Genomic DNA, 24,708 nt, shown 5'->3' with positions numbered 1-24,708 from the left:
AATTCCAGATTAAGTGGCACATACAAAAAAGCCATCGACTTTTTATGGGGCGATGGCGATTTTGGTTTTAAATCAGATTAGAAAGATTAAACCTTAATACTTTCAACCTTATGTACAAGTTCTTCCAGTATCTCAATGCTTCTGTTAACTTCAACATTTGCCTTGTTAACTTCACTAGCAAAGCTCTGAGAAATATCGGTAATGCCCTGCATATTGGTTGAAATCTCAGATGTTGCAGTAGTCTGCTCTTCAGCTGCAGTTGCAATCTGTGTAATCTGCTGAGTTACACCACCAACCTGATCCATAATTGACTGTAACAGACTGTTAACAGTTGTTGTCTTCTCTGCAAGCTCATTCATTCTATTTAAACTTGCAGTCATAGACTCATTTGCAGTATTTGCATCTGCCTGGATCTTGGTAACCATCTTGGTGATTTCCTGAGTTGAAGTTGAAGTACGTGATGCAAGAGCTCGAACCTCATCAGCAACCACTGCGAATCCCTTACCTGCTTCACCGGCACGAGCCGCCTCAATAGCGGCATTTAATGCCAGCAGGTTGGTCTGAGATGCAATATCATCAATTGTGTTAACAATGGTTCCTACGTTGTCAGCCTGCTCTACAAGGGCATGAATATACTCAGCATCACGGCGAGAGTTCTCTACCTGTTGCTGAATACCATTGATGGTATCCTCAACTGCGGCTACACCTTCAGCAGTAGTGTTGTTAGCCTGCTTGGCACTAGATGCGGCAGTCTCACAGTTATTGGCAATATCACCGGTTGTTGAAACCATCTCATTAGAAGCGGCTGCAACAGTAAGCGATCTGTTTTCTGCTTCCTGAGCTTTTTCGTTAATGGTATCGGTAATGCGGCTGATGTGATGAACGTTATCCTCTACACTTCTGGTTGTGTCCTTGATTGAGCCAACCAGAACCTTCCACTCTGCTCTCATCTTTTCAAGTGAGGTTAAAAGAGTACCGAACTCATCACGTCTTGAATGATGAATCTCATGGGTAAGATTTCCCTGAGCCATCTCCTCTGCAGCACCAACGGCCTTCTTTAAGACATTAACAATACTGTTTGCAAACATCATAGCAATAACTGTGGCAGCAATAACCGCGATTACAGAAAGAGCAATGGTAAAGATTAGTGGTCCGTCTGAGTCGTTTTCAGCAACAACATTCTTTGCCTGTTTAATCTGTCTTTCACCAATTGTATAGCTTAAAGTCTGAACGACATCATAACAGCTTGCTAAAATGTCCTTATAGATAGTCTCAGCTGCTTCCTGATCACCTTTCTTTACAACAGCAAGAAACTCAGGAATTGTTTTTACATATTGTGCAGCGTTAGACTTGATATCATTGGTCTCTTTAGGGTTATTAGTACCTGCAAGCTGACCTGTAGCAGCAAGAAGCTCTGTACCTAAATCAGTAAACTTTCTGCCGGTATCATCTGTATATGTTTCTGGCTCGGTTGATAATTCATAGGCAATATTATCAAGAGCAACAATTGCCTTATACACTCTGTCAATTCTGTCGTGACGGGTTCCCAGAATAAAATTCACATCCTTGATGACTTTGCTGTTATTCACCTGAACAGTGATTCCGGTTACAGCAATTCCGAGGGTGAACAGAATAACTGTAAAGAAGGCAATAATCAGCTTAGCTTTCACATTTAATTTACTAAACATATTGTTATCCTAATCCTTGTTAGTAACAGACAAGAGTAAAACACACTCTTTTTAATTGTAATTTATGGTTTTCAAATATCACTTTTTTTTAAAGAAAATTGTTTAAGAATCAATATGATTTAAAAAAAGTTATATCAGCTTAACACTTTTTGACAAGATTTGATGGCTAAGTTATAGATCAAAAATAAAAATATGCAAATTTATAGCAAAAAATAATCCTAGTTCTTTCCTATCAATCTCCTTAGCACCACAAATCACTTTTCTTCAGTTTTATTTCAATTAATTTTATCTAAATATTCATAAAAACACTTTGCGACATTTTTAGGTAAGAAAGTCCAATATTCTCCATGAAAGGTGTATTAGAAATTGACAAAAAATGGAGAGTAATTTTTTTATAAATTCTGATAAAAATTTCTCTATATTAAATTTTGAGTAATATGGAGAGCTACTAAAGAACTTCTATTTAAATAGAGTTACTTTCCTATGAAAAAAAGTATTGTTAAAAAAAATTCTTGAGATTAGATATTACTTCATAATAATTTCAAATATTCTACTGAATAGTATAAAATAATTTCGTCTAATAAAAATTCTATTTATCAATAACTGAAGAACTATAAAATGCTTTTTACTTCCTTCCAATATTTAATTATCTTCTTTCCTTTGACTGTATTTGTTTTTTATTTAATGAGTGAAAAAAGAAGTGCTCTTTATACAATCATCCTTGCAAGTTGCATCTTCTATTATACATGGGGGGGGTAAAGTACCTTTCTCTGCTTGGATTCTCTTTGTTCTTTAACTACTTTATAACAAAATTCGGCATAAACAAGTACAAAAAAAAATGGATCTTGTCATTAGGTGTTATCACCAATGTTTGTTTGTTAGGATATTTTAAATATACAAATTTCTTTGTAGATAAGTTCAGTCAGTTCTTTGGGCTATCAATTCATATAAGCCAAATCATTCTTCCTTTAGCTATTTCATTCTATACGTTTCAGCAAATAGCATGGTTAATTGATAATTATAAGAAAGAAGCGCCTGAATGTGATTTCATTGAATATGCTGGGGCTGTATTATTCTTTCCTCATCTTATAGCAGGCCCAATTGTACAGTATCATGATTTAGTTCCTCAATTAAAAGTTATAAAAAAAGAAATCAACTATAAGTTGATCCTTAACGGTATTTTTCTAATTGCAATAGGTTGTGTAAAAAAAATATATCTAGCTGATTACATTGCGAGTTTCGTTGATGTCTGGTATACAGATTTTTCCAATCTCAACACAATCAAAGCTTGGCTTGCAACTATTGGGTATGTATTTCAAATCTATTTTGATTTTAGCGGTTATTGCGATATTGCTATCGGTTCTGCTCTAATTCTTGGAATTAAACTTCCTCAGAACTTTAATGATCCATATAAAGCAGAATCAATCAGAGATTTCTGGAGAAGATGGCATATTACGTTAGGATACTTCCTAACAAAATACGTTTACATTCCTTTAGGTGGTAACAGAAAAGGTAAGAAACGTACTTTGATTAACATATTTTTAATGCTATGCATCTCTGGTCTATGGCATGGGGCCGGTATTCATTTTATTCTATGGGGTGCTTTACATGGCATCGCAATGGTGATCCACAGAGTATATTCAGAATCTAATTTATTTAAACTTCCTAGAGTTCCATCAATAATTATTACCTTTATAACTGTATCTTTGTTCTGGATAGCTTTCAGAAGTGACAATGTTCATTGCATGACTGCTGTATTCAAAAACTTATTCAGTCTGAACGTTCCTCATGGAGTTAACTGGAAAATTAAATCTGGATTTGATTTACATCAGCTGCGGCTTTATCTCTATATGATTATTATGAGCTTCATAATTGTTTATCTGTTTCCTAAAGCTCAGAATATTTACGATAAGTACAGTGAAAAGGCATCAATTCTGATTGCTGTGTTTTCTGCAGGAGTTATATGGTTATCTCTAGCTAAGATAATGACAAATTCATATACAACATTTATATATTTCAATTTCTAATAGCAAAATGAATAATTCATACAAAAAGGCATCCTTCCTGTTCTTAGGATTACATTGTTCCGGCATATTGTGTTTATTCATAATATTTTATTTTATGGCTTTCTTTTTTGATCCTTTACATATATTTACGACACCGGAAGATAAGGAAAATGCGCCTTATTCCACAGATCAACGTCTCCAAAATGCCGGATATATAAGGACATTTGATTTTAATTCTGTAATTATCGGCAATTCTCACATGGAGAACCTGAGTCATAAAAAAACAGCAGATTATCTCCCTGGAAAATGGTTTAATTTATCGATGTCAGGAAGTCGAAATAATGAAAGAAAAATTGTTCTTGAAAAAGTTTTTAGAGAGAAGAACATAAAGCAGGTATTACTGTTATTAACTGGTGATCTGATTATTAATTCTACTGAAGGATTTGACATTCTATACGACAGAAATCCAATAAATGATATTCTTATTTATTTTAACAATAAGTATTCAAAATGTTTCGTTAAACATACTTTTAACAGAATATTGGGAACTCATTTTGACGATAATTGCTTTGGACACAAACTCAACATTGATGAGCATAACGCATGGATTTACTATCCAGCTCATAATTCAAGATTTGGCGGTATTGAAAAATGGGCACAGCACTATCAAAACGATCGAACATATAATGATGTTAATAATAAGTATCTAATTACTTCAAGACCTTTAAAGACTTTGCCTAAGGCAATTAAAAGGGAAATAGAAAAAAACATCAACGAGAATATTGTATCTTTGGTTAAAGCACATCCTGAAACTGTTTTCTACTGTTACGCACAGCCATACTTTAAACTTTTCTATTCTCTAGATCTTCGAAATCAGGATGGTCAAGCAACAGAAATATATGCCGAGTTCCTGAGGGTCTCAGCAAGAGTGGCATCATCATTTAAGAATTTCAAACTATATGGTTTTGATAATTTACCTTTTGCTTCAGACGTGAAGAATTATAAAGATATGATCCATTTTTCTAGAGAAATGAATTATCAGCTCCTTGAATACATAAAAGAAGATCGATATTCCTTAGATCAGAACAATATTGATGAATATATTGATGATTTCATAAAAGGCTGCTATTCATTCGATATTAAATCATTTCATAATGAACTTAATGTTTTGATCAAAAAGTAAAATTCATTATTAAACTGAAATGATTGAGAAAAGCCCAACTTATAAACTTTATATTGAGTTGTTAATTATACGTTTATGAATTTTGATTACTCTCCGTTCAAAAATAGATCATGCCATATTTTTTAGTGTATAAATACTCAAAAAATACTAGGCCATGACAGGAACGTTGCCACGAATTGCATGCAAATTACTAAAATTAAGCCTAGTGTCTCGTCGAGAGCAAAATCAAATTATTTGATTTTTTGTAACACAGGTTTATTGTTTTTAAGTCTTTTTTGAAAGCTTAATAGTTTCTTCCCACATTGAAAAGAGGCCATACATATTTGGTATGCAATCTTATCTTTTTTTTTAGCTCCCCACATTCTCGTCGAACTCTAGTTATAAAACAGGTAATTCTTCACAAAAAGGATATCTATATTTTCCATGCCCAACTTCAAACAAATACCATTCAATATCATAGATATAAGTATTATTTATTTAAAATATAGGAACGTACGCTTAAATATAAAACGCAGGCATAAGACTACCTAAGACATAAGGCCATAATCATGAATACCAGCTCAAAAATCCTAATCCTCTCAGCTCTAACCGCAGCCTCCATAGAAGCAAACTGTGCAGATGCTGTTCCTAAGAAAAATCAGGACAGCTCTCTTAAAGTTCAGAGAATCATTGATCAGAGCACACAGGGAACGGCAACCTCCTGTCTTATCTTTAACGATGAAATGAGTGATATTCAAAAGCCAGATATTCTTAAAAAGAATCTACTTTTAAAAGACAGCAAGGGAAATGAGGTTAACAGCATCTCTCCATTTGTCTCAGAGAGAAAACTTTGTTTAAGCGGACTTAAGTTCGGTGAAGATTACGAACTTACCATAAAGAAAGGGATTGAAGGATTTAATACCAGGACAACCGATAAGGATCTGACTGTAAAATTTAAGACCTCAGATGCAAAATCAAGTGTTTCATTTACCAATGGACTTGTCCTTCCTATGAACAATTCTGAGAGTATCAGTATTAACTCAATTAACATGCAAAGCTTTAAGCTTTCGGTTTTCAGAATTGCAACCTCAGATATTCCAAGAGCTTCCTTATTTACGCTTTTAGATAACAGACTTGATAAATGGCAGATAAACTCACTTTTAGATAATTATGGTGAATTTATAAAATCAAAGGTCTACAAGCTTCCTCAAAAGAAAAATGAAAGAATCACAACTAACGTAAATATCAGTGATCTTCGAGATAATCTTAAGGATGGCCTGTTTGTACTTTTAATCACTGCAGCAGATAAGAATGACGGTGACAGTCTTTATGAGCTGGCACCTGAGTATGATTCATTAGCCTTATCAAAACTTCTTTTTATAACCGATATCGGAGCCACTGCATACAAGGGAGCATTAGGACTTGATATCGCAGTAAGATCACTTAAGAGCGCCAAGCCAAAGAGCGGAGCAAAAGTTGAACTTCTGTCATCAGGTAATGAAGTTCTTGGTGTAACCACAACAGATTCAAACGGCTATGCTCATTTTGATGAGAAGCTCATTAGCGGTAATAATTCAAGAGAACCTGCAGCAGTTCTGATTACAGATAATAAAGACACCTTCCCTCTGGATTTACGCTCAGAAAACCTTTATTTAGAGGATGCGGCAACAGATAATGAATATGCAGATGATAATGACAGAACCATATACTCAAGACTTATAAAACAGTCAAACTACAGAATCTATGCCTTTACCCAGAGAAGTCTTTTAAGACCTGGAGAGAAGGTCTATTATCAGGCTCATGTCCGCAATGCTGACTTAAGTGCAGCTCCTCTTAAGGCTTTAAAGCTTACCATCTATAAGCCAGATTTTACTGTATTAAAGGAAGTAACTTTAGATAAACCACATGCAGGTGTATTTGATTATGAATTTACCCTATCAGACAATGCCGCTTTAGGTGAATACCGTATTGAGCTTGGCTATGACAAAAAGCAGGTCCTATCCTCATCTAAATTTACTGTAGCAGCCTTTAAACCAAGCTCCATCAATGCCAGGTTTGTCTCAGAGAAAAATATCCTTAAGGATGGAGATAGTATTGAGATTGAATCAAAATACAATTACGGTTCTCTTGCCTCCGATCTTAACGTAGACGGATATTACCTCATAAAACCAGACAATCATCCGGTTGATAAGTTTAAGGATTATTACTTTGGCCTTAACGAGGATATTACCTCAGATTATGTTAAAAACCTCTCCATAGACTCTGGTAAGACCAGTAAAAAAGGCAGATTTACCTTTACACCTTCCGTTGCTATGGCTAAGTATCCACAGATGCTTGATCTGAGTCTTAACATCATGGATCCTGCATCAGATATGTTTTATCTCAATCACGAGTATAAATATGCCTTTGACTATCCAATGCTTGGTGTAAAGAGGATAAAGAACAACTCTGATGACACTGAGTTTAACGTAGTTATGTGCAGACAGGATGGTACAGCCCTTGATGGAAATGCACAGTACGTTATTCAGAAAAGGAACATCAGCTATCAGTATATCTTTGAGAATAACAGCTGGAAGTTTATCAAAAACGAATACAGAACTCCGGTTACCTCAGGTGAACTCAATCTCTCCTCCGATATCAAAAAGAACGGCATTAAAGCTGATTTAAAGGATGGAGCATATGTTCTTGAAATAACCGATAACAAAACAGGATTTAATACCTCCTATAACTTCTTTGTAGGATGCTACAGTAACTTTAATCCAAATTCCCCAGACAGATTTGTACTAACCTCTGATAAGGAAGAGTACAAGAGTGGAGATACCGCAACCTTAAGCTTTGAAAGTGAGTTTGACGGTTATGCGGATCTGGTTCTAGGTAACAATGGAGTAAACCGCCTTACACACTATGAGATTAAAAAGGGCTTAAATGAGATTAAGCTGAAGGTTGATGAGTCATTTAATTATGGCACCTATGCCCTTTTAACCACCTTCAGTGCAATGGATAATCCATATAAAACCGCAGCTCGTGCTGTTGGACTTAACTACATCAAGGTTGACTCTTCTAAATCCGAGCTTGAGCTTACATCCTCACTGGATAATATAAGCAAAGAGAACACTCTGATTAAGCCAAACTCAAAGCTTGATTTTGAGGTTATGGTCAAGAATAAGGATAACTCAAAGCTTGAGGATGATACCTATGTAACAGCAACTCTGGTTGATAACGGTATTCTTGCCATCAATAAGCACAAGGTTCCAAATCTTATAAAAGCACTTGCAGGAAAGGAAGGTCTTAAAACCACCATTGTCGATATGTATGGACATATCATAAGAGAAATCAAAGGTGACGGTCAGGGCTATGGCGATGAAATGATGTCCGGAGAAAATGCTGCCGCATTATCCAATATCAAGGACAACATTTTATCCCTGTACACAAAAGCAGTTAAGGTCCAAAACGGTAAAGCCAGAATTGACTTTGAGCTTCCATCAGTTTCAACAACCGCCACACTGATGCTTACAGCCTACAACAGTCATAAGGTTGGCAGCACCTCATTTGAGGTTCCTATAAAGGATAAGGCTGTAACCACCTTAAACATGCCTTATTATCTTCATAATGATGATGAACTTAGTGCCGTTTTAGGATTAGATAATCTCTCATCTGATAAGTCAGTATTCAGCTATGAAGTAAAATGCAGCGGAACCTTAAAATGCGACGCAAAAGGAGAGTTTCACGCTGATAAAAACTCAAAGGATAAGACCACAGTTGAGATAAAGGCTCTCTCAGAAGGTGAGGGCTTTGTTGAGTACAAGGTAAAAGCTGACGATTACTCCTTCTCAAATAAAAGGAATATCAAAGTACTGGACAGAAGCTTTGCTATAAATGAGAATGCAATAGTATCCATTCCAGCTAAGTCATCATCAGATATAAAGCTTACCCAGAACTTTGTAAATAACACTCCTGCAAAGGTGATACTTGGAGGTATGCCTCTTTGCGATAATGAAGCTCTAATGAAATCTTTGGATTTTGAATACAGAAATTCTTTCTTTGATGAAGTTTCCAAAGGCAGGATTCTTTTAAATACCCTTAAGACCATGGAGGATAAAGACTCACAGGAGTATAGGGATTATCAGAGATATCTCTCAGATATTATCGATTATGTAGAGTCTCACATCTCCATGCAGGGATATGTAAATTACAACTTCTATAACTATGAGGCATCAAAATACGCTGCTGTATACGCTTCAGAATTCCTCTATGAAGCCTATAGAGATGGCTTTGATGTTAACAGTGCTACCTTAGAGTATCTAGAAAAGGCCCTTGCAAGAAATCTTAATGATGACAATGATACTGTTGCAGCTTATGCCATGAAGCTAGCAGCATCTCAGGGAGTTAATGTAAATACGACCTTAACCTATAACTTTGAGCACAGGGAGATAAAGTCCATAAATGCTCTATGTAACTATGCACAGGCATTCTCATTATATGGAGATAAACAAAGACAGAGTGAGGCTCTAAAACAGGCTTCAGAAAATCTTAAAACTCTTTTGAAGCTGAAACAGCGTTATCTTGAGGCTAAAGAGCTAAAGAAGAGACAGGTGATTTTTAATGAAATAAAAGCCTATCAGCCTTTTTATATCAACACTGTTTCCTTTGATGTTTTAACTCTTCTAAAGGAAAAGCTAAATGCAGATGAAAACACTGATGTTGCCCCACTGCTGTCTAATCTTAATGATAACGCTTTGAAGGATGGATATCTTGATAACCAGTCAAGGGCTGTTATAAGTGAGCTATCCACAAAATACTCTAAGAGTATTTCAAAGATAGACACCAAGGTTGAAAACGGTGTTATCAAGGTACGAAATGATTCAGATAAAAATGCAGTTGCTTCAGTACAGGTTACAGGAAAGGTTGCAGGAGATGTTGTAAATCCAGATTCACTTTCACTTCATGTATGGTACTTTGATAAGAATGGAAAGGCATTGAACAATGATTCAGTTCTTAAGGTTAATGACGATATCGTCGTTCTGGTATCAGCAAAATCAAAAGAGATTAGTGATTCAAAAGCCTATGTAAACCTTAAGCTTCCATCAAATATGATATTCCTGCGTAAGATTGATTCAAAGGAAACAAAAAAGGCATTCACCTTCCTGCAGGATTACAATCTTAACGAGAATTATCAGATGGAAACAGCTCTTTCAGATACCTCATATAATGTCTCAGGTGAACTGAATGGAAGACCTTTAACCTTTGCCTTCATTATGAAAGCAGCCTATAAAGGAAAATCAGCACCGATTATGAGTCGTCTTACTCAGAAGACTGTAACCCTAAAACAGTATTATTATTCTGATCCAATGGCACTTAAGGTTACAGATGATAGCGATAAGTCAGTCAAAACAGAAAATAAATAGGAATAGTCAGGAGCATATCTTTTAAAAGATATGCTCCTTAAAATAAGCATGCATCTTACAAAGATTAGAGAATTCTTTTATGTAAAAAGGCTATGCCTTACAGTTTTACTTCTTATTACAGCTGTAACAGCATTTGTAATCTTCAGTATTACAAGTATTGATCTCTCACCTATAGAGAATCGCTCAAAGGTATTATTTGATAAGGATGGCAATGTAATTGCCTACTCATTAAGTTCAGACTCTCAGATCTTCAGATTTCTCACAACTCCTGAGGATGTAAGTGATATCTATCTTAAGATGCTGCTCTCAAACGAGGACAAGAATTTCTACTCACATATCGGAGTGGATTTTAAGTCACTTGCAAGGGCTCTTGTTTACAATCTAAAAAATCAGGAAATAACCTCTGGTGGATCCACAATAGCCATGCAGGTAGTAAAAAGACTATCTCATCATAAAAAAAGAACTTATATAAATAAACTCAAAGAGATCGTTGGTGCTGTCTATATAACAGCACGCTTCGGCCGTGAAAAGGTTCTAACCTGGTATCTTACCCTGGCCCCTTATGGCTCAAATATAGAAGGTGTAAAGGCTGCCTCACTTAAATGGTTTAATCATCTGCCCGACAGACTTACGCCATCAGAATCGGCCTTAATGGTAGCTCTGCCTCGTGCTCCTGAACTTATAAGACCAGATTTACATCCCAAAAGAGCACGATACTATAAGAATGAGGCAATTAAGCTTGCCTATAAAAATGAAATCATCAATGAAGATTTAATGAGAATTGCCTTGGCAGAGGACTGCAGCTATAAACTGCACAATCTAAAGCAGAGTGCCTATACTCTTGGAAATTACACCTTCACTCGTGCAGAGTCCACAAAGACAGATAACAATAACAGCTCAAAAGAGTTTTATACAAATATTGATTCAAAAATACAGCATGTTCTCAATGAAGCTGCCGAGAAATACGAGATAAGTAAAAGGGATAATGCCATATTAAGTACCGTAGTCTTAGACTGTAAAACACATCAGATAGTAGCACTTAACGGCAGCTCAGATACAAATAACAATCAGATATGTCTACCATACAGACTGAGATCACCAGGCTCCACGCTTAAACCATTTGCCTATGCTATGGCGTTTGAATCTGGAAAGCTTCATCCTCAGACCATTATGAAGGATACCGGAAGATTATATGGTTCATGGAAACCAGATAATTTCAACTATAAATTCAACGGTGAAATCAAGGCAAAGGATGCCTTGTGCATGTCCTTAAATATTCCTGCACTTGAAGTCATTAAAGCAGTTGGACCTGATGATTTTTATAAAAGATTAAATAAACGTAAAAGAATTCTCTTCATCACCGACGGTATGCCGGATTCTTCCATAATATTAGGAAGCGGTTCTATATCACTTGTAGATTTAACCTCTCTTTATGCAATGTTAAATACAGACGGCAAGTTCTATCCTTACGATTTATTCAGAAAAGCTTCAGATAATACAGAAAATGATAATCAGATAACTCAGGCTAGTTCATTCAGACTTTTATCAAAGGAATCGGCTAGAGCTGTTTTTGAAATACTGAAAAATACGGCAAGACCAGATAATCATCCAGACAACAGGACTATATCCTATAAGACAGGAACCTCTTATAAATTCAAGGATGCCCTGGCGATTGGCTCAAATGGGAAATACACGGTAGGAGTTGCAATAACCCATCCAGATAATCGCACAACAAACTACAACAACACTGGTTATACCGATGCAGCTCCTGTACTTTTTGATATTCTTCTGCAGCTTAAAGATGAGAGTCTTGATAAAGAAGACATAGATGATGTTCTCTTTTCAAACACAGCTCCAAAAGCCTTGCAAAAACAGAATATAAAACAAGAAATACTGGGGCAAAAGGATAAACTGAAAATTACTTTCCCGTTAAATAACAGTGTAGTAGCTCCTGACTATAAAGGCAGAATCTACATCAGACATGAAGGCGGTTCTGGAAAGGTATTTTTAAATACAGATGACAGTCAGCTAGAATCTGATTATATTGAAGTTTCTCAAAACGGATTTTACAAAGTCTGCATATTTGATGGAAAAGCTCAGTCAGACTGTGTAGATTTTGAAGTTAAACTAAAATAAGTCTTATTAGTCTGACTTTGAATCAGAACTTAAAACCTTAAGAGCCCCTGTAATCATCTCTTTACGAAGATTAGCCAGTGTAAGCTTATCTTTTGAGATAGGAAGAGGTCTGATAGCTTTAATTGTCATATATCCAAGTCGAGTTGAGTAGATACCTGCAGCAAGCCCCTGCCCTACAGCCGCACTGAGTTTAGCAAAAGTCTTGGCACCAACAGCATCTGTAATAGCATCGGTAGTCAAATCCGCAATTCCGATAAACACGACATTACGAATTATTTTTCTATAAAGCTCAAATCTGCCCCATAAACCACAGTGATAACCATAAACTTCGGCAATTTCACGAACCATACGAAGAGAGCGGGCTAAAGAGAATGCCATATCAAGCCAGGCAATTGGACTTAGAGCAACAACAACTCCAGTTTCACGTGAGCGTTTTATAACAATATCTTTTGCTTTTTTATCAAGAGAAGATAAAACATCCCGCTCATATATATCAAAGATATCTTCAACAGAGAAATTAGGCTTAACCTTTTTTAAAAAAGAATCAAGATTAGCTTTTGATGATGGAGCTGTGTCTGAAAAAATCTTTTTGCATAGAGAAACTGCATCCTTTGCATTTCCATTGCGTAGAATATTCTCATAGGCCATTCTGCATTCATAGGTATTCTTTAGTTTCCAGACAGATTTAAGTTCTCTGAAAATCGAAATAATCACAAGCAGAAGAACAAAAGAAATACCGCCTGACCAGCACCAGCTGGCAAGAGTACTTTTTTCAAAGGCAGAATTTATAAGATCGTAAACCTGAAGTCCCCCAACTGTTATTAAAAGCAGCAGAAGCAGAAAAATAGGACTGGACCAGAATCTTGTTCTTAAGACCTGACCTTCATCTTCAGAATCAGTATCAGAATAATTTACGGTTGTAAGCTCGTCATGAGAAACATCTGAGGCTTTAATCTCTTTTGCATCATTCTTATCTTCAACAAAAAAGCCTTTTTTATAACTCTCATTTACATCTTTAAGAGTATCTTCAGAATCATAAGCAGTATTATTTTTTAAGGCTTCATCAGGTATTTCAAAGCCTGCTTTAAAGTTACTCATAGTTTGTCCTTAAGAAGATAACTCAGCATTACATCCATATTGATATTAGGAATAATATCCCCTGGCTTTATAAGAGGTGGAGGCAGCTTTCTTAGAATAAAGTGTTTCTGAAAATCATCCATACTCTGCTCAGACCACTGGGAAGGAATTGAGCCAGGATAAAAATATTTGTCCTCATCCCGTCCGGTTGATAATACCTGAGTATTCTTGCCATCGTAATTGATCTCAAGACATTTTGTAGCTGCAATTGAGGATAACACCATATACTGACAGTTAGTATTCTGACCTCGAATTTCATGTGATGCAGAAGTTACCATGGAGCGGAGCAGAGATAAAAGATGCTTCTCCTCATCATATGTAACCTGATCTGCCTTTGTTGCCGCAAAGATTACCTTGTCAATTTTTGGAGAAAAAATTCTGCGTAAAAGATTATTCTCTCCATAAGAGAAATTCTTAAGCAAGGTCTCAAAGGTATCATTCACATTTTCAAAAGCCTCTTTTCCTCCTTTTAATGCAGAAAAGCAGTCAATTAAAATCACCTGTCTATCAAGCTTTGAAAACATGGTTTCATAAAAATTCTCTACAATATCTTTTCTGTATGACTCATAGCGTTTCTTCATTACAGCATAGAGAGAATCTTTTGGATAATCTGATGGTATATCCCAAAGCCATGGCATAAATTCTATAATCGGAGCTCCAGCAAGACTACCAGGAAGAACCTGACGGCTAGGAACAATTAAGGACATGCCTAAAGCTTTACATTCTTTAAGCCAATTTACATAAAGAGCGACACTCTCTTTTAGCAATCTTGGATCAGGTGATCTTAACGGATCAAGTTTAGAGCCAAGAGATAAAAGTTCTTCAGTGCCTTTTACAAACTTTGAGAGCTTTTTAACCTGATTATGCATCATAAAGCTGAAATCCTCATAGGACTGCTCAAGAAGCACCAGATCAATAAGCCATTCACCAGGATAATCCCATATATCAATATAAAGATTTCGATGCTCTCCTGGCATTAAAAAACGATTCTCACGAAAACGTATCTCAAGACGTATTTCACTGATATTATCTGTTGCTACAGGCCAGATGGGCTCAGATTTTACAAGACCGTCATAATACTCATGATAAGGAAAAGCAGGAACAGATAAGTCATGATTAGGGGCGATTCCTCCATAATAGATTCCTGATTTCTCATATTCAGAAAATCTGGGGAGCTTATCGGTTATACCTTCATTTCCAAAATTCAGAATGGTATTCACAAGAGAGGTTATAAACGCAGTTTTCCCGCCTCTTGAAAAACCGGTAACACCAATCTTAATCTCCTTGTCGAAAAGGCGATTAACTCCTTCATTTATGGAATCTGAAATCTCATCAAACAGACGATCTACTGTTTTGAAGGGATCTGAGAATAACCTCATGTCTGCTCCAAATTATTATCTCTGATTATGATTTTTAATTATCTATTTTAATTATAAAGGAATTAAATGATATTTATTTCATGTATTAACAAAATAAAGGATAAGTATAAGAAAGAACAAAAAGATGTTTGAGATTGATAAAAGAAATATTTCCTCGGAATAAGAAATAAAAAAATCTTTTTAATATTTCTATTAAAAAGATTTTTTAATAATTCAGATTTAAAGACTGAAACCTATAAATATTCTGAGAAAATAGTATTACAGATAATTAAGCCTTAAACTTATCCAGATACCATTCAACAGTCTTAACAATACCTGTATCAAAAGTCTCATCTGCCTTCCAGCCAAGCTCATTTACAATCTTGGTTGGATCAATTGCATAACGAAGATCGTGACCGGCTCTATCCTGAACAAAGGTAATCAGTTCAGAATATGACTTGCCATCCTTGCGAGGAGACTTCTCATCTAAGATTGAACAGATGGTATTAACAATAGTAATGTTATTTCTCTCGTTGTGACCGCCAATGTTGTAAGTCTCACCTGATTTTCCGTTATGGAAGATTAAATCAATTGCCTTGCAGTGATCCAGTACATACAGCCAATCACGTACATTCAAGCCCTTTCCGTATACAGGCAGAGGCTTAAGATTTAAAGCATTCTCAATAATGTGAGGGATAAGCTTCTCGTGATTCTGCTTAGGACCGTAGTTATTTGAGCAGTTTGAGGTAGTTACATTCATACCGTAGGTATGGTGGTATGCTCTTACGATAAAGTCAGAACCTGCCTTTGATGATGAATATGGGCTGTTAGGTGCGTAAGGAGTTGTCTCAGAGAAATATCCTGTCTCACCTAAAGTACCATAAACCTCATCAGTTGAGATGTGGTGGAATCTTGCATCCTCATAACCAGGCTTAACCTTTGAAGGTGCATCCATCCAGTGACGTCTTGCAGTCTCAATCAAGGTAAAGGTTCCCATAAGATTGGTTTCCATAAATACCTTAGGACCTTTGATTGAATTATCAACATGACTCTCGGCAGCAAAATGAATTACGCCTCTGATATCATACTTTGTAAATAATTCCTCAATCAGCTTTTCATCGCAGATATCGCCCTGAACAAAGGTATAGTTGGAGTCGTTCTCACACTCCTTTACATTGGATAAATCACCTGCATAGGTCAGCTTATCAAGATTGATTACATGATATTCAGGATACTTTTTGCAGAAATATGGAACAAAGTTTGAACCGATGAATCCGGCGCCACCGGTTACAAGAATTGATTTTGACATATTGAATAAATCCAGATTTTAATTATAGAAACCAGTATTTTCTTTTTGTGTACTATAAACTGCTACAAGGTAAATGAAGGAACATCCTTAAGGGAATGCTCTATTCTGTCCTTATCTGAGGTGATAACTCTATCTGCAGGAATCTTCCAGTCAATATTAAACTCAGGCGCATCATATCTCATGCCCCACTCTGATTCCTTATTGTAGAAATTATCCACCTTATAGGAGAATACAGCTGTTTCAGACAGTACACTGAAACCGTGAAGAAAACCGCGAGGAATAAACAGCTGACGATGGTTCTCATCTGACAGTTCTACAGCAACATACTGACCAAAGGTCTTTGAACCTGCTCTGACATCTACAGCAACATCCAGAACCTTGCCGGACAGAACACGTACAAGCTTGGCCTGACAGAAATCTCCTGTCTGACAGTGCAGACCTCTGATTACGCCAAAGGATGACTTTGACTGATTGTCCTGTACAAATCTGCAGTCAATACCGTTTGCCTTGAACTCGTTCTCATTGTAGCTTTCATAAAAATAGCCTCTGGCATCGTTAAATACTCTAGGCTCTACAATTACTACACCATCAATAGCTGTTTTAATAAAGTTCATGCTTTTCCTCTAAAACCTTTATTAAATAATCTTTATAATTACCTTTCTTTAATTCATCAATTAAAGACTGCATCTGCTTATCGTCAATATAGCCCATGTTGTAGGCAATCTCCTCCAAACATGCAATCTTAAGCCCCTGTCGCTGTTCGATAATCTGAACAAAGTTTCCTGAATCCATCAGTGAGTCAGGTGTACCTGCATCAAGCCAGGCATTACCGCGTCTCATTGGAACCACGCTTAGTCTGTTCTCTTTTAAATACAGATTATTCAAATCTGTAATCTCATACTCTCCACGAGCTGATGGTTTAAGTGTTTTTGCCTTTGAAACAACGTCACCAGGATAAAAATATAAACCAACAGAGGCATAGTTTGATTTTGGTTTTGAAGGCTTCTCTTCAATGGATAGAGCCTTGTAATTTTCATCAAACTCAACAACACCAAAACGTTCAGGATCATTCACATGGAAGGCAAAAATTGTAGCATTTTTTCCCTGATTTGCCTTAACCTGATCAGAAAACTCTCCGAACTGAGTTCCCATGTAGAATATATTATCCCCCAGAATCAGACATACATCCTCTTTAGGATCATCCAAGAATTCTTCACCCAGAATAAAAGCCTGGGCAATGCCGTTAGGCTCTTCCTGAATCTTATAGCTTAGATTCAATCCAAGCTTATGACCGTCACCTAAGAGATTCTCAATATTAGGAATATCTCTTGGGGTTGATATGATAAGAATATCCTTGATACCAAACAGCATCAGAGTTGACAGCGGATAGTAAATCATTGGCTTGTCATATACAGGCAAGAGCTGCTTTGACATTGTTTTTGTCAATGGATACAGTCTGGTTCCGCTTCCGCCAGCTAATAATATTCCTTTCATAAACGATCCTTATTCTGATGATTATCGATAAATTCTACTTATAACGATTATATTTCTATTGTATCCTTTTTAAGAGCTTAAAAGCCAATGTTATACAGCTTTATATTTAAGCAGACCTTTTACAACATTCTCAAAACTGTATACATCCGCTGCTCTGTTAATCTCAGCAAGATACTTAGGATAATCCTCTTTGAAATTATTGATAAAAGATTCAACCTTAGATTTAGTCTCTTCGTAATTCTTAAAATCAAGCATCAGACCAACCTTATATTCATCCAGAAGCTGAGGATTTACGCTGTCAGAGATAATTACAGGCTTCTTAAAGCCCAGTGCATTAAAACACATAGCACTATAGGCGTAGAAATACTGCTTTGAGGCATAAGGAGAGAGAATGATATCAACATCGTCAATAGCATGCTGCCAGCTTTCTGCAAAGAGGAATCCGTCAAAGAATGTAAATCTTGGATTATCCTTATATAAACGCACAATCTCGTCACAGGATTGCTGATCTCTTTCATTATTGGTTACAGTCTGCATGATCACCTTAACAGGTACACTAAACTCAGACTCAGCTAAAATCTTTAAAAGAGTCAGAGTATTAGGATCTTTGCGGTAAATACCATATAGACCAATAACAATCGGCTCATGACCATCATAGGTACCTTTGCTTTCAATTAAAGACGGACCATAAAAAGGAGGATTTATGTACTCCACATTCTTAAAGTCTTTAATGAAATGATAATGGGTACAGAAGGTAATATGTATATTCTCAAATGGAAGAGTCTTTTTAGCCAGAGCCCTAAACTGTTCAAGTCTGCCCTTTCGCTCAAAGCTGTAAAGCTGCATATTTACAACCACAGGAAGCTTTGAGAAACGAAGCTTACTGTGCTGTATTGAACGAAGATAGCGAGGTGAAGCTGTAGGAATTACAATACAGTCACAGTTTAATTCCTTTGCTTTCTCCACCGCACTGCTAAACCATCTGATTCGACGTATTTCTCGAGTGATAGACAAAAAGATCTTTTTGAATAATCCTGCCTTTCTGTAGGTAATAGGACTACCACCTTCAAGATAGGTAATAGGTACACCATAGTTATCAGTAAATTTAAAATTCTCAGGAACCAGAAAATATGGCTCATGTCCCTGACGACGTAATTCCATAACCAGACCACGGTTAAATTCAACTTCATGGGCAGATGGAACAATAGTTTCTAAAATTGCAACTTTCATTTACTTTTCGCTGATAATACAAATTAACTGATTGTTAACTATTAGTTTGGTGTAACTTAATCTGAAATACAGTTTCTGAATAATCCGCCAAAATACGGCGGATTCTTATAAAAGCTATAGACTAAAGGAGTTTATAGCATCTACAACAGATTCGACTTCTGAATCCTCAAGTACTGGTGACATTGGAAGTGACAGAACAGTTCTGTGAATTTCTTCTGAAATTGGATAGCTCTGATCTTTCCATTCCTTGTAGGCATCCTGCTTATGAGGAGGAACAGGATAATGAATCAGAGTCTGAATGTCCTTTTCCTTCAGGTACTGCTGCAGCTTATCTCTGTTTTCACATCTTACAGCAAAGATATGCCATACATGAGATTCCTCGCAGTAAACCTCTGGAAGAATAATTGCAGGATTCTTAATATTATCTCGGTAATACTTGGAAATATCACGTCTTCTGCAGTTATCGGCATCAAGATACTTCAGCTTTACATCTAAAACTGCAGACTGAATCTCATCTAATCGGCTGTTGGTACCCTTGTAGATATGATGGTACTTGTAGTCAGAGCCATAGTTGGCAATTGCCTTAACCTTTTCATATAAGGTCTTATCGTTGGTTACAACAGCACCGCCATCGCCCATACAGCCAAGATTCTTTCCAGGATAGAATGAGAAGGCTGCACCGTCTGACAGATTACCAACCTTCTTATCCTGATAATAGGCACCATGAGCCTGAGCACAGTCCTCAAATACCTTAAGATTGTGTTTCTTAGCAATCTCCCAGACCTTTTCCATCTGAACAGCCTGACCGTAAAGATGAACAACCATGATTGCTCTGGTTTTTGAGGTAATCTTCTCTTCAATTCTGTTTACATCAATGTTGTAGGTATGGATATCTGGCTCTACAAGCACAGGAGTACAGCCGTTCTCTGAGATTGCAAGAATTGTTGCAATATAGGTATTGGCAGGAACAATGATTTCATCTCCAGGTCCAAAGCCGCTTGCTTTTATAAGCAGATTCAGTGCATCCAGTCCGTTTGCGACACCAAGAGCGTACTGTGTACCGCAGAATCTGGCAAAGTTCTCATCAAAGCGCTGATTCTCATCTCCCTGAAGATACCAGCCCTTATCAAGAACAGTCTTGATTCTAGAATCTATTTCTTCCCTAAAACGGTTATTTACCTTACCAAGATCAAGAAAACTAATCATTGCAAATCTCTTAAAATATTTATGAAAACTTATTCAATCGAATAGGTAATTTTAGTTCTTTAGAACCTCAAAAACAAACTTAAAATTCAGACTTCAAACGATGAACTCTGAAATAGCCTGCTGTATCAGCTCTACTGTCTTACGCTGTCAACATATTTAAGAAAGTCATCATAATTTCTTAAATAGTCATCCTCTGTATAAAAATCTGATGCAGCAACTACCAGAACAGAATTCTTCTCAAGCCAGAGCATTTCTCTCCATACAGGCTTATCAATAACAATACCTATAGATGGGTCGTTAAGAGTTATCTCTTCTCTGTTTCCGCCGTTCTCGCCATTATCTAAAACAAGCTGAATCTTTCCATATGGGCAGAACAGAAGCTGCTTTAGATTCTTATGAGCATGAAAGCCTCTTCTGGCGCCTTCGGGAACCTGCGATATAAAATAAACTCTCTTTATATCAAAAGGAATATCCTTTGTACCTTCAAAGAAAGATAAGGCTCCAGCCTCAATGGTAGGAACTGTTTTGATTTTGATGATATTACAGTCCGAAATAGTCTTTCTGGATAGGGCTATATTCTCATAATCATCATTTTTTAAAACCGCAAACCAGATCAGATCGTGATTATTATTCCACTGCTCAAAAATACTCTTGGGAATATCCTTATCTAAGGTATTGAATCCATGCTTTCTGAAAAAACGAACTGCTCTTGGATTGTCTTTTTTTACACACCAGTAAACCTGTTCTAAATTAAGTGTATTAAAGGCATACTTTAAAACTTCAACCATGCCGAACCAGGCATAGCCTTTTGACCAGACATTAGGATTTACGATAATTGACAGTAAAGCTCGGTTTTCTTTTGAATTAATATGACGTAAACAGACAAGACCTTTAAACTCATCATCAGCATTTACTATGGCAAAATGTTTTTCGGAATCATCTAAAGCAGAGTTTTCAAAAAAATGCTGAAGACCTTCCACAGAAGTAGGATAAGAACAGTCTGGCAAACATGATAATTCAGGCATACTGCAAAGATTAAACATTTCGTTTAAATCTTTCTTTTCAATTGAACGAATTCTCATTTCAAACTATCCTTACATACCAAAATTATTTTATTAACCGTTTTGCTGCCAACTGTATCCATATTGTATACAGGAATCATTCCAGACCATCCCGTCATCTTTATACTGTCGTATAAAGATGTTTATTTTGCTCCTTTACCAAAGAGAACAACCTTGATGGTCAGAAGCACAATCTTAATATCGAGAAGAATTGACCAGTTATCAATATACTTCATATCAAGTCTGACAACATCCTCAAAGTTTTTGATATCAGAGCGTCCACTTACCTGCCACAGACCTGTAAGACCCGGCAGCATTGAAACTCTTGCCTTGTGTTTGGGCTCGTATTTAACATACTCATCAACAGTTGGAGGACGGGTTCCCACAAGACTCATATCTCCCTTTAATACATTTATAAACTGAGGCAGCTCATCGATACTGGTCTTTCTGATAAAGCGACCTACACGGGTAATTCTTGGGTCATCCTGCATCTTGAACATCAGACCGTCAACTTCGTTTTTGGACATAAGCTCCTTTTTTCTGGCCTCGGCATCTGCACACATGGAGCGGAACTTGTAGCATTTAAAGATACGTCCGTTCTTTCCTACACGAGGCTGAGAGAACAGAATCGGACCTTTGGAATCAAGCTTAATGATAGGTCCCAGAACTACATAGAAACAGCAGAAAATCAGAAAACCAACAAGACCGCCAGAAAAGTCCATAAGATGCTTAGCCAGTAGCTTCTTGTGGGACATATAGGTTCTGCTTACAGAGATACACTGTACGTTTCCAATCTTATCAAACTTAACAAAAGATGAAGGCATGTAATCAAATAAGGTGAGATTTACCTTAATATCAACCTTTATCCCCATTTCCTCTGCATTTGAAAGAGTATCTTTCAGAGATTCATCTGAATCATAGTATTTTGATAAAACAACCACTTCATCAACAGAGTTACGGGTTAGGTACTTTAATAAATTTTCATTTGAGCAGATTACTTTCTTGCCATGTGTTCGCTTACCTATTAGTGAAGGATCTGAGGTTGAAACACCAATTACATTACGGGTCCAGTCCAGCTCTTTATCAAAGGTTCTAACTGCCAGTCTAAAATCATCAGGATCAGCTACAACAAGAACTCTCGATGCAAACTTGCCTTTTTTAAAGATTGAAAGCAGAAACAGCTTAATTACTGAGCGAGAAGCACTATCAAGGATAACAAAGCCTATCGCAAAATATGTAACGATAAGTCGTCTTGAATCTGTTAAGCCATGAAACCAGAAAAGAATAAGAATAAGACCGGATATGAGAACAAGAGCAATCTCAGCAGCAGTTATCGCCTCTCGGTATATTCCTCTGTAGATAAAGCTTCTGTTTAGGCCGGTGAAAAAATTAACAAAGAAAAGTTCTGCACCTAAAATCAGTATGTATTTGATTGGAGTTGCGTAAATAAAAATATTAAAGAAATGCCCGAAATAACAAGAATACGCGATGAGCATCGAGATAACAATCGAAAACAATCCTGATGCAGTAAGAATGTAGTTTAACAGGCTTTCTCTTTTATTTTTTATATACATTACAACCGTACCTTATGCTGTTTATTATCGTTATAGGTATATTTAAAGTACCAAGTCTACGAGTTCTCTTCTTCAGTTGCAGATTCCTTATGTGCAAACTGAGAATTATATAGAACAGAATAGGCTCCATTTTTCTCAAGCAGTTCTGAATGAGAACCTTCCTCTACAAGTTTACCGTCATTGATTACAAGGATCTTATCTGCATCCATAATTGTTGATAGTCTGTGAGCAATAACAATGGTAGTTCTGCCTTCCATAAGCTTGTCCAGAGCTCTCTGAACAACCTTCTCTGATTTATTATCCAAAGCAGAGGTTGCCTCATCAAGGATAACCACAGGAGCATTCTTTAAAATAGCACGAGCAATTGCAAGACGCTGTTTTTGACCACCTGACAGGAGGAGACCTCTTTCACCAATCAGAGTATCCAGTCCCTGAGGAAGCTTTTTAATAAAATCATCTAAGAATGCTGATTTAATTGCAAAATCAATCTGATCCTGTGATGCATTCTCATTACCGTACATCAGATTCTCTCGGACAGTACCATCAAATAGGAAATTATCCTGGAAAACCATGGAAATATTGTCGCGTAACGAGGTAATTGAGTATTCATTGATATCATGCTCATCAATCATCACCTTACCAGAATCAAGCTCATAAAGTCTTGGAATCAGTGCGGTAATAGTTGATTTACCGCCTCCTGAATTACCTACAAGAGCAACCTTTGAACCCACAGGAACTTCAAAAGAAATATCCTTTAAAATTTTTCTTCTGCCATCATATGAGAAGTCAACATGATCAAACTTAATTGATTTATGAATACCCTCAAGTCTGTTCTGATTATCCTGCTGAGCCTCTTCAACGTTATAAAGGTCAATCACGTCGTAGATACGCTCTAGGGCCAGAAGTGATGTCTGAAGACCTACATAGTTATTACCGATACTCTTGATTGGAGTATAAAGCATGATTAGAGCGGCAATAAAAGCTACAAATGTACCTGATGTTATAACGCCTGTAGTAATCAGATGCAGACCGTAGTAAAGAACACCTGCAACACCGATTGCGGTTACAACGTGCATGACAGGTCCAAGCCAGTTGGTATCTCGGGTCATCTTCATAGAGATTTTGAAAAGTTCTTCCACATTCACATTGAACTTTTCAAACAGAGTCTTCTGAAGATTAAAGGATTTAATAATCTTAATTCCAGAATAGGTTTCAACATAACGGGTTGAAAGCTGAGTTCCTGACTTTACAGACTTGGCAATGCTTTTTGAAACCTTCTTTCTGACAATACTGATAGGAATAAACAGGAAAATCAGTACACCAACAGCAATAAAGCAAAGCTGCCAGGAGTTGTACAGCAGAACACATACAAGACCGACTGATGACCAGAACTTTGAAAGGAAAAGTTTTGCGTTGCTTACAAGTCCGGAGGTTGCTGTATCGGCATCAGCTGCAAAACGGTTGATTACAATACCGGATGTATTCTTATCAAAAAATGAGATATCAGCCTGAAGAAGTTTCTTGTAGAGTGTCTTCTTCAGATTAGTTGCAATTCTTGCGCCCACATAGGTGTTAACGAGGTTAGATGCATAAATACAGATCCCCTGCACAATGGTAAAGGCAACAATGATATAAGGAACCTGTTTTGCAAATTCTGTATCCTTCTCTACCATCACATTATCCATAAATGGCTTTAGGAAAGAGGCTACAGCAGCATCAAGGCCGCCAACGGGAATTGTCAGAAGAACACCTAGGACCAGCCAGAAAAATACAGGCTTTAGAAATGGCCAGAATCTTTTAAAACCTTCTAATGATGAATAATTAGGTTTTGTGGAAACAATATCAAGACGTTGTGATTCTTTTTTATTCATATTTCGATTAGTTAATATTTATAAAACCTGAGTAATTATACCCGTCTTATTGAATTTCAACAAATTATAAG

General features: G+C 36.6%; 15 protein-coding genes. 4 read left to right on the top strand and 11 right to left on the bottom strand.

The annotated features are described in order from the left end of the window. Nucleotides 1–86: 86 nt before the first annotated feature. Nucleotides 87–1,688 (bottom strand): methyl-accepting chemotaxis protein, encoded by a 1,602-nt coding sequence (locus tag B5D46_RS04580; protein WP_078928440.1) that lies wholly within the window; start codon nucleotides 1,686–1,688, stop codon nucleotides 87–89. A gap of 845 nt (nucleotides 1,689–2,533) precedes the next feature. Between B5D46_RS04580 and B5D46_RS04575 the strand changes: the two genes are divergently transcribed. From B5D46_RS04575 to B5D46_RS04560, 4 genes are all read left to right on the top strand, one after another. Further along, a complete protein-coding gene (locus tag B5D46_RS04575; RefSeq protein ID WP_159443020.1) occupies nucleotides 2,534–3,715 on the top strand; it encodes an MBOAT family O-acyltransferase in 1,182 nt (393 codons plus the stop codon). Nucleotides 3,716–3,722: 7 nt separating this feature from the next. Next, nucleotides 3,723–4,877 (top strand): hypothetical protein, encoded by a 1,155-nt coding sequence (locus B5D46_RS04570; protein WP_143675604.1) that lies wholly within the window; start codon nucleotides 3,723–3,725, stop codon nucleotides 4,875–4,877. A gap of 548 nt (nucleotides 4,878–5,425) precedes the next feature. Further along, nucleotides 5,426–10,261, top strand: coding sequence for an alpha-2-macroglobulin family protein (locus tag B5D46_RS04565; RefSeq protein WP_078928437.1), 4,836 nt, complete (start codon nucleotides 5,426–5,428; stop codon nucleotides 10,259–10,261). A 30-nt stretch (nucleotides 10,262–10,291) separates the two neighbouring features. After that, nucleotides 10,292–12,397: a transglycosylase domain-containing protein gene (locus tag B5D46_RS04560; protein ID WP_078928436.1), complete on the top strand. Its 2,106-nt coding sequence runs from the start codon at nucleotides 10,292–10,294 to the stop codon at nucleotides 12,395–12,397. Between the two features lie 6 nt (nucleotides 12,398–12,403). Here the strand turns inward: B5D46_RS04560 and B5D46_RS04555 are convergent, their stop codons facing one another. The 10 genes from B5D46_RS04555 to B5D46_RS04510 all read right to left on the bottom strand — a co-directional run bounded on the left by B5D46_RS04555 (nucleotide 12,404) and on the right by B5D46_RS04510 (nucleotide 24,637). Beyond that, nucleotides 12,404–13,495, bottom strand: coding sequence for a YcjF family protein (locus B5D46_RS04555; protein ID WP_078928435.1), 1,092 nt, complete (start codon nucleotides 13,493–13,495; stop codon nucleotides 12,404–12,406). Further along, entirely contained in the window at nucleotides 13,492–14,913 is a 1,422-nt protein-coding gene (locus tag B5D46_RS04550) for a YcjX family protein (protein ID WP_078928434.1), read from the bottom strand. Before B5D46_RS04550 ends, B5D46_RS04555 begins: the two co-directional genes overlap by 4 nt. A gap of 268 nt (nucleotides 14,914–15,181) precedes the next feature. After that, nucleotides 15,182–16,201, bottom strand: a complete 1,020-nt coding sequence (gene rfbB / locus B5D46_RS04545; protein ID WP_078928433.1) for a dTDP-glucose 4,6-dehydratase — start codon at nucleotides 16,199–16,201, stop codon at nucleotides 15,182–15,184. Nucleotides 16,202–16,263: 62 nt separating this feature from the next. Further along, the gene (gene rfbC / locus B5D46_RS04540; protein ID WP_078928432.1) at nucleotides 16,264–16,815 is read right to left on the bottom strand and encodes a dTDP-4-dehydrorhamnose 3,5-epimerase; all 552 of its coding nucleotides are present in this window, start codon (nucleotides 16,813–16,815) and stop codon (nucleotides 16,264–16,266) included. Next, entirely contained in the window at nucleotides 16,802–17,695 is an 894-nt protein-coding gene (gene rfbA, locus B5D46_RS04535) for a glucose-1-phosphate thymidylyltransferase RfbA (RefSeq protein ID WP_078928431.1), read from the bottom strand. The genes rfbC and rfbA overlap by 14 nt, the downstream gene beginning before the upstream one ends. Before the next feature lie 90 nt (nucleotides 17,696–17,785). Then, a complete protein-coding gene (locus tag B5D46_RS04530) occupies nucleotides 17,786–18,925 on the bottom strand; it encodes a glycosyltransferase family protein (protein WP_078928430.1) in 1,140 nt (379 codons plus the stop codon). 114 nt (nucleotides 18,926–19,039) lie between these two features. Next, nucleotides 19,040–20,131: a DegT/DnrJ/EryC1/StrS family aminotransferase gene (locus B5D46_RS04525; RefSeq protein WP_078928429.1), complete on the bottom strand. Its 1,092-nt coding sequence runs from the start codon at nucleotides 20,129–20,131 to the stop codon at nucleotides 19,040–19,042. A gap of 131 nt (nucleotides 20,132–20,262) precedes the next feature. Continuing rightward, on the bottom strand, nucleotides 20,263–21,213 hold the full coding sequence (locus B5D46_RS04520) for a GNAT family N-acetyltransferase (protein ID WP_078928428.1): 951 nt from the start codon (nucleotides 21,211–21,213) through the stop codon (nucleotides 20,263–20,265). Between the two features lie 122 nt (nucleotides 21,214–21,335). After that, nucleotides 21,336–22,766 carry a sugar transferase gene (locus B5D46_RS04515; protein ID WP_078928427.1) on the bottom strand — a complete coding sequence of 477 codons (1,431 nt, stop codon included), beginning with the start codon at nucleotides 22,764–22,766 and terminating at the stop codon, nucleotides 21,336–21,338. Between the two features lie 56 nt (nucleotides 22,767–22,822). Next, nucleotides 22,823–24,637 carry an ABC transporter ATP-binding protein gene (locus B5D46_RS04510; protein ID WP_078928426.1) on the bottom strand — a complete coding sequence of 605 codons (1,815 nt, stop codon included), beginning with the start codon at nucleotides 24,635–24,637 and terminating at the stop codon, nucleotides 22,823–22,825. Between the last annotated feature and the right edge of the window lie 71 nt (nucleotides 24,638–24,708).

It is taken from the genome of Succinivibrio dextrinosolvens DSM 3072, assembly GCF_900167015.1.
Classification (GTDB): Bacteria; Pseudomonadota; Gammaproteobacteria; order Enterobacterales; family Succinivibrionaceae; genus Succinivibrio; species Succinivibrio dextrinosolvens.
This window is presented reverse-complemented; position numbering and strand designations above follow the sequence as displayed.

What these genes read in the sequence shown, in the direction of transcription:
- B5D46_RS04520 (WP_078928428.1), bottom strand. Translation starts at nt 21,213, where the DNA reads ATGAGAATTCGTTCAATTGAAAAGAAAGATTTAAACGAAATGTTTAAT.
- B5D46_RS04560 (WP_078928436.1), top strand. Translation starts at nt 10,292, where the DNA reads ATGCTCCTTAAAATAAGCATGCATCTTACAAAGATTAGAGAATTCTTT.
- rfbB (WP_078928433.1), bottom strand. Translation starts at nt 16,201, where the DNA reads ATGTCAAAATCAATTCTTGTAACCGGTGGCGCCGGATTCATCGGTTCA.
- B5D46_RS04525 (WP_078928429.1), bottom strand. Translation starts at nt 20,131, where the DNA reads ATGATTAGTTTTCTTGATCTTGGTAAGGTAAATAACCGTTTTAGGGAA.
- B5D46_RS04580 (WP_078928440.1), bottom strand. Translation starts at nt 1,688, where the DNA reads ATGTTTAGTAAATTAAATGTGAAAGCTAAGCTGATTATTGCCTTCTTT.
- B5D46_RS04510 (WP_078928426.1), bottom strand. Translation starts at nt 24,637, where the DNA reads ATGAATAAAAAAGAATCACAACGTCTTGATATTGTTTCCACAAAACCT.
- B5D46_RS04515 (WP_078928427.1), bottom strand. Translation starts at nt 22,766, where the DNA reads ATGTATATAAAAAATAAAAGAGAAAGCCTGTTAAACTACATTCTTACT.
- B5D46_RS04570 (WP_143675604.1), top strand. Translation starts at nt 3,723, where the DNA reads ATGAATAATTCATACAAAAAGGCATCCTTCCTGTTCTTAGGATTACAT.
- rfbA (WP_078928431.1), bottom strand. Translation starts at nt 17,695, where the DNA reads ATGAAAGGAATATTATTAGCTGGCGGAAGCGGAACCAGACTGTATCCA.
- rfbC (WP_078928432.1), bottom strand. Translation starts at nt 16,815, where the DNA reads ATGAACTTTATTAAAACAGCTATTGATGGTGTAGTAATTGTAGAGCCT.
- B5D46_RS04565 (WP_078928437.1), top strand. Translation starts at nt 5,426, where the DNA reads ATGAATACCAGCTCAAAAATCCTAATCCTCTCAGCTCTAACCGCAGCC.
- B5D46_RS04555 (WP_078928435.1), bottom strand. Translation starts at nt 13,495, where the DNA reads ATGAGTAACTTTAAAGCAGGCTTTGAAATACCTGATGAAGCCTTAAAA.
- B5D46_RS04550 (WP_078928434.1), bottom strand. Translation starts at nt 14,913, where the DNA reads ATGAGGTTATTCTCAGATCCCTTCAAAACAGTAGATCGTCTGTTTGAT.
- B5D46_RS04530 (WP_078928430.1), bottom strand. Translation starts at nt 18,925, where the DNA reads ATGAAAGTTGCAATTTTAGAAACTATTGTTCCATCTGCCCATGAAGTT.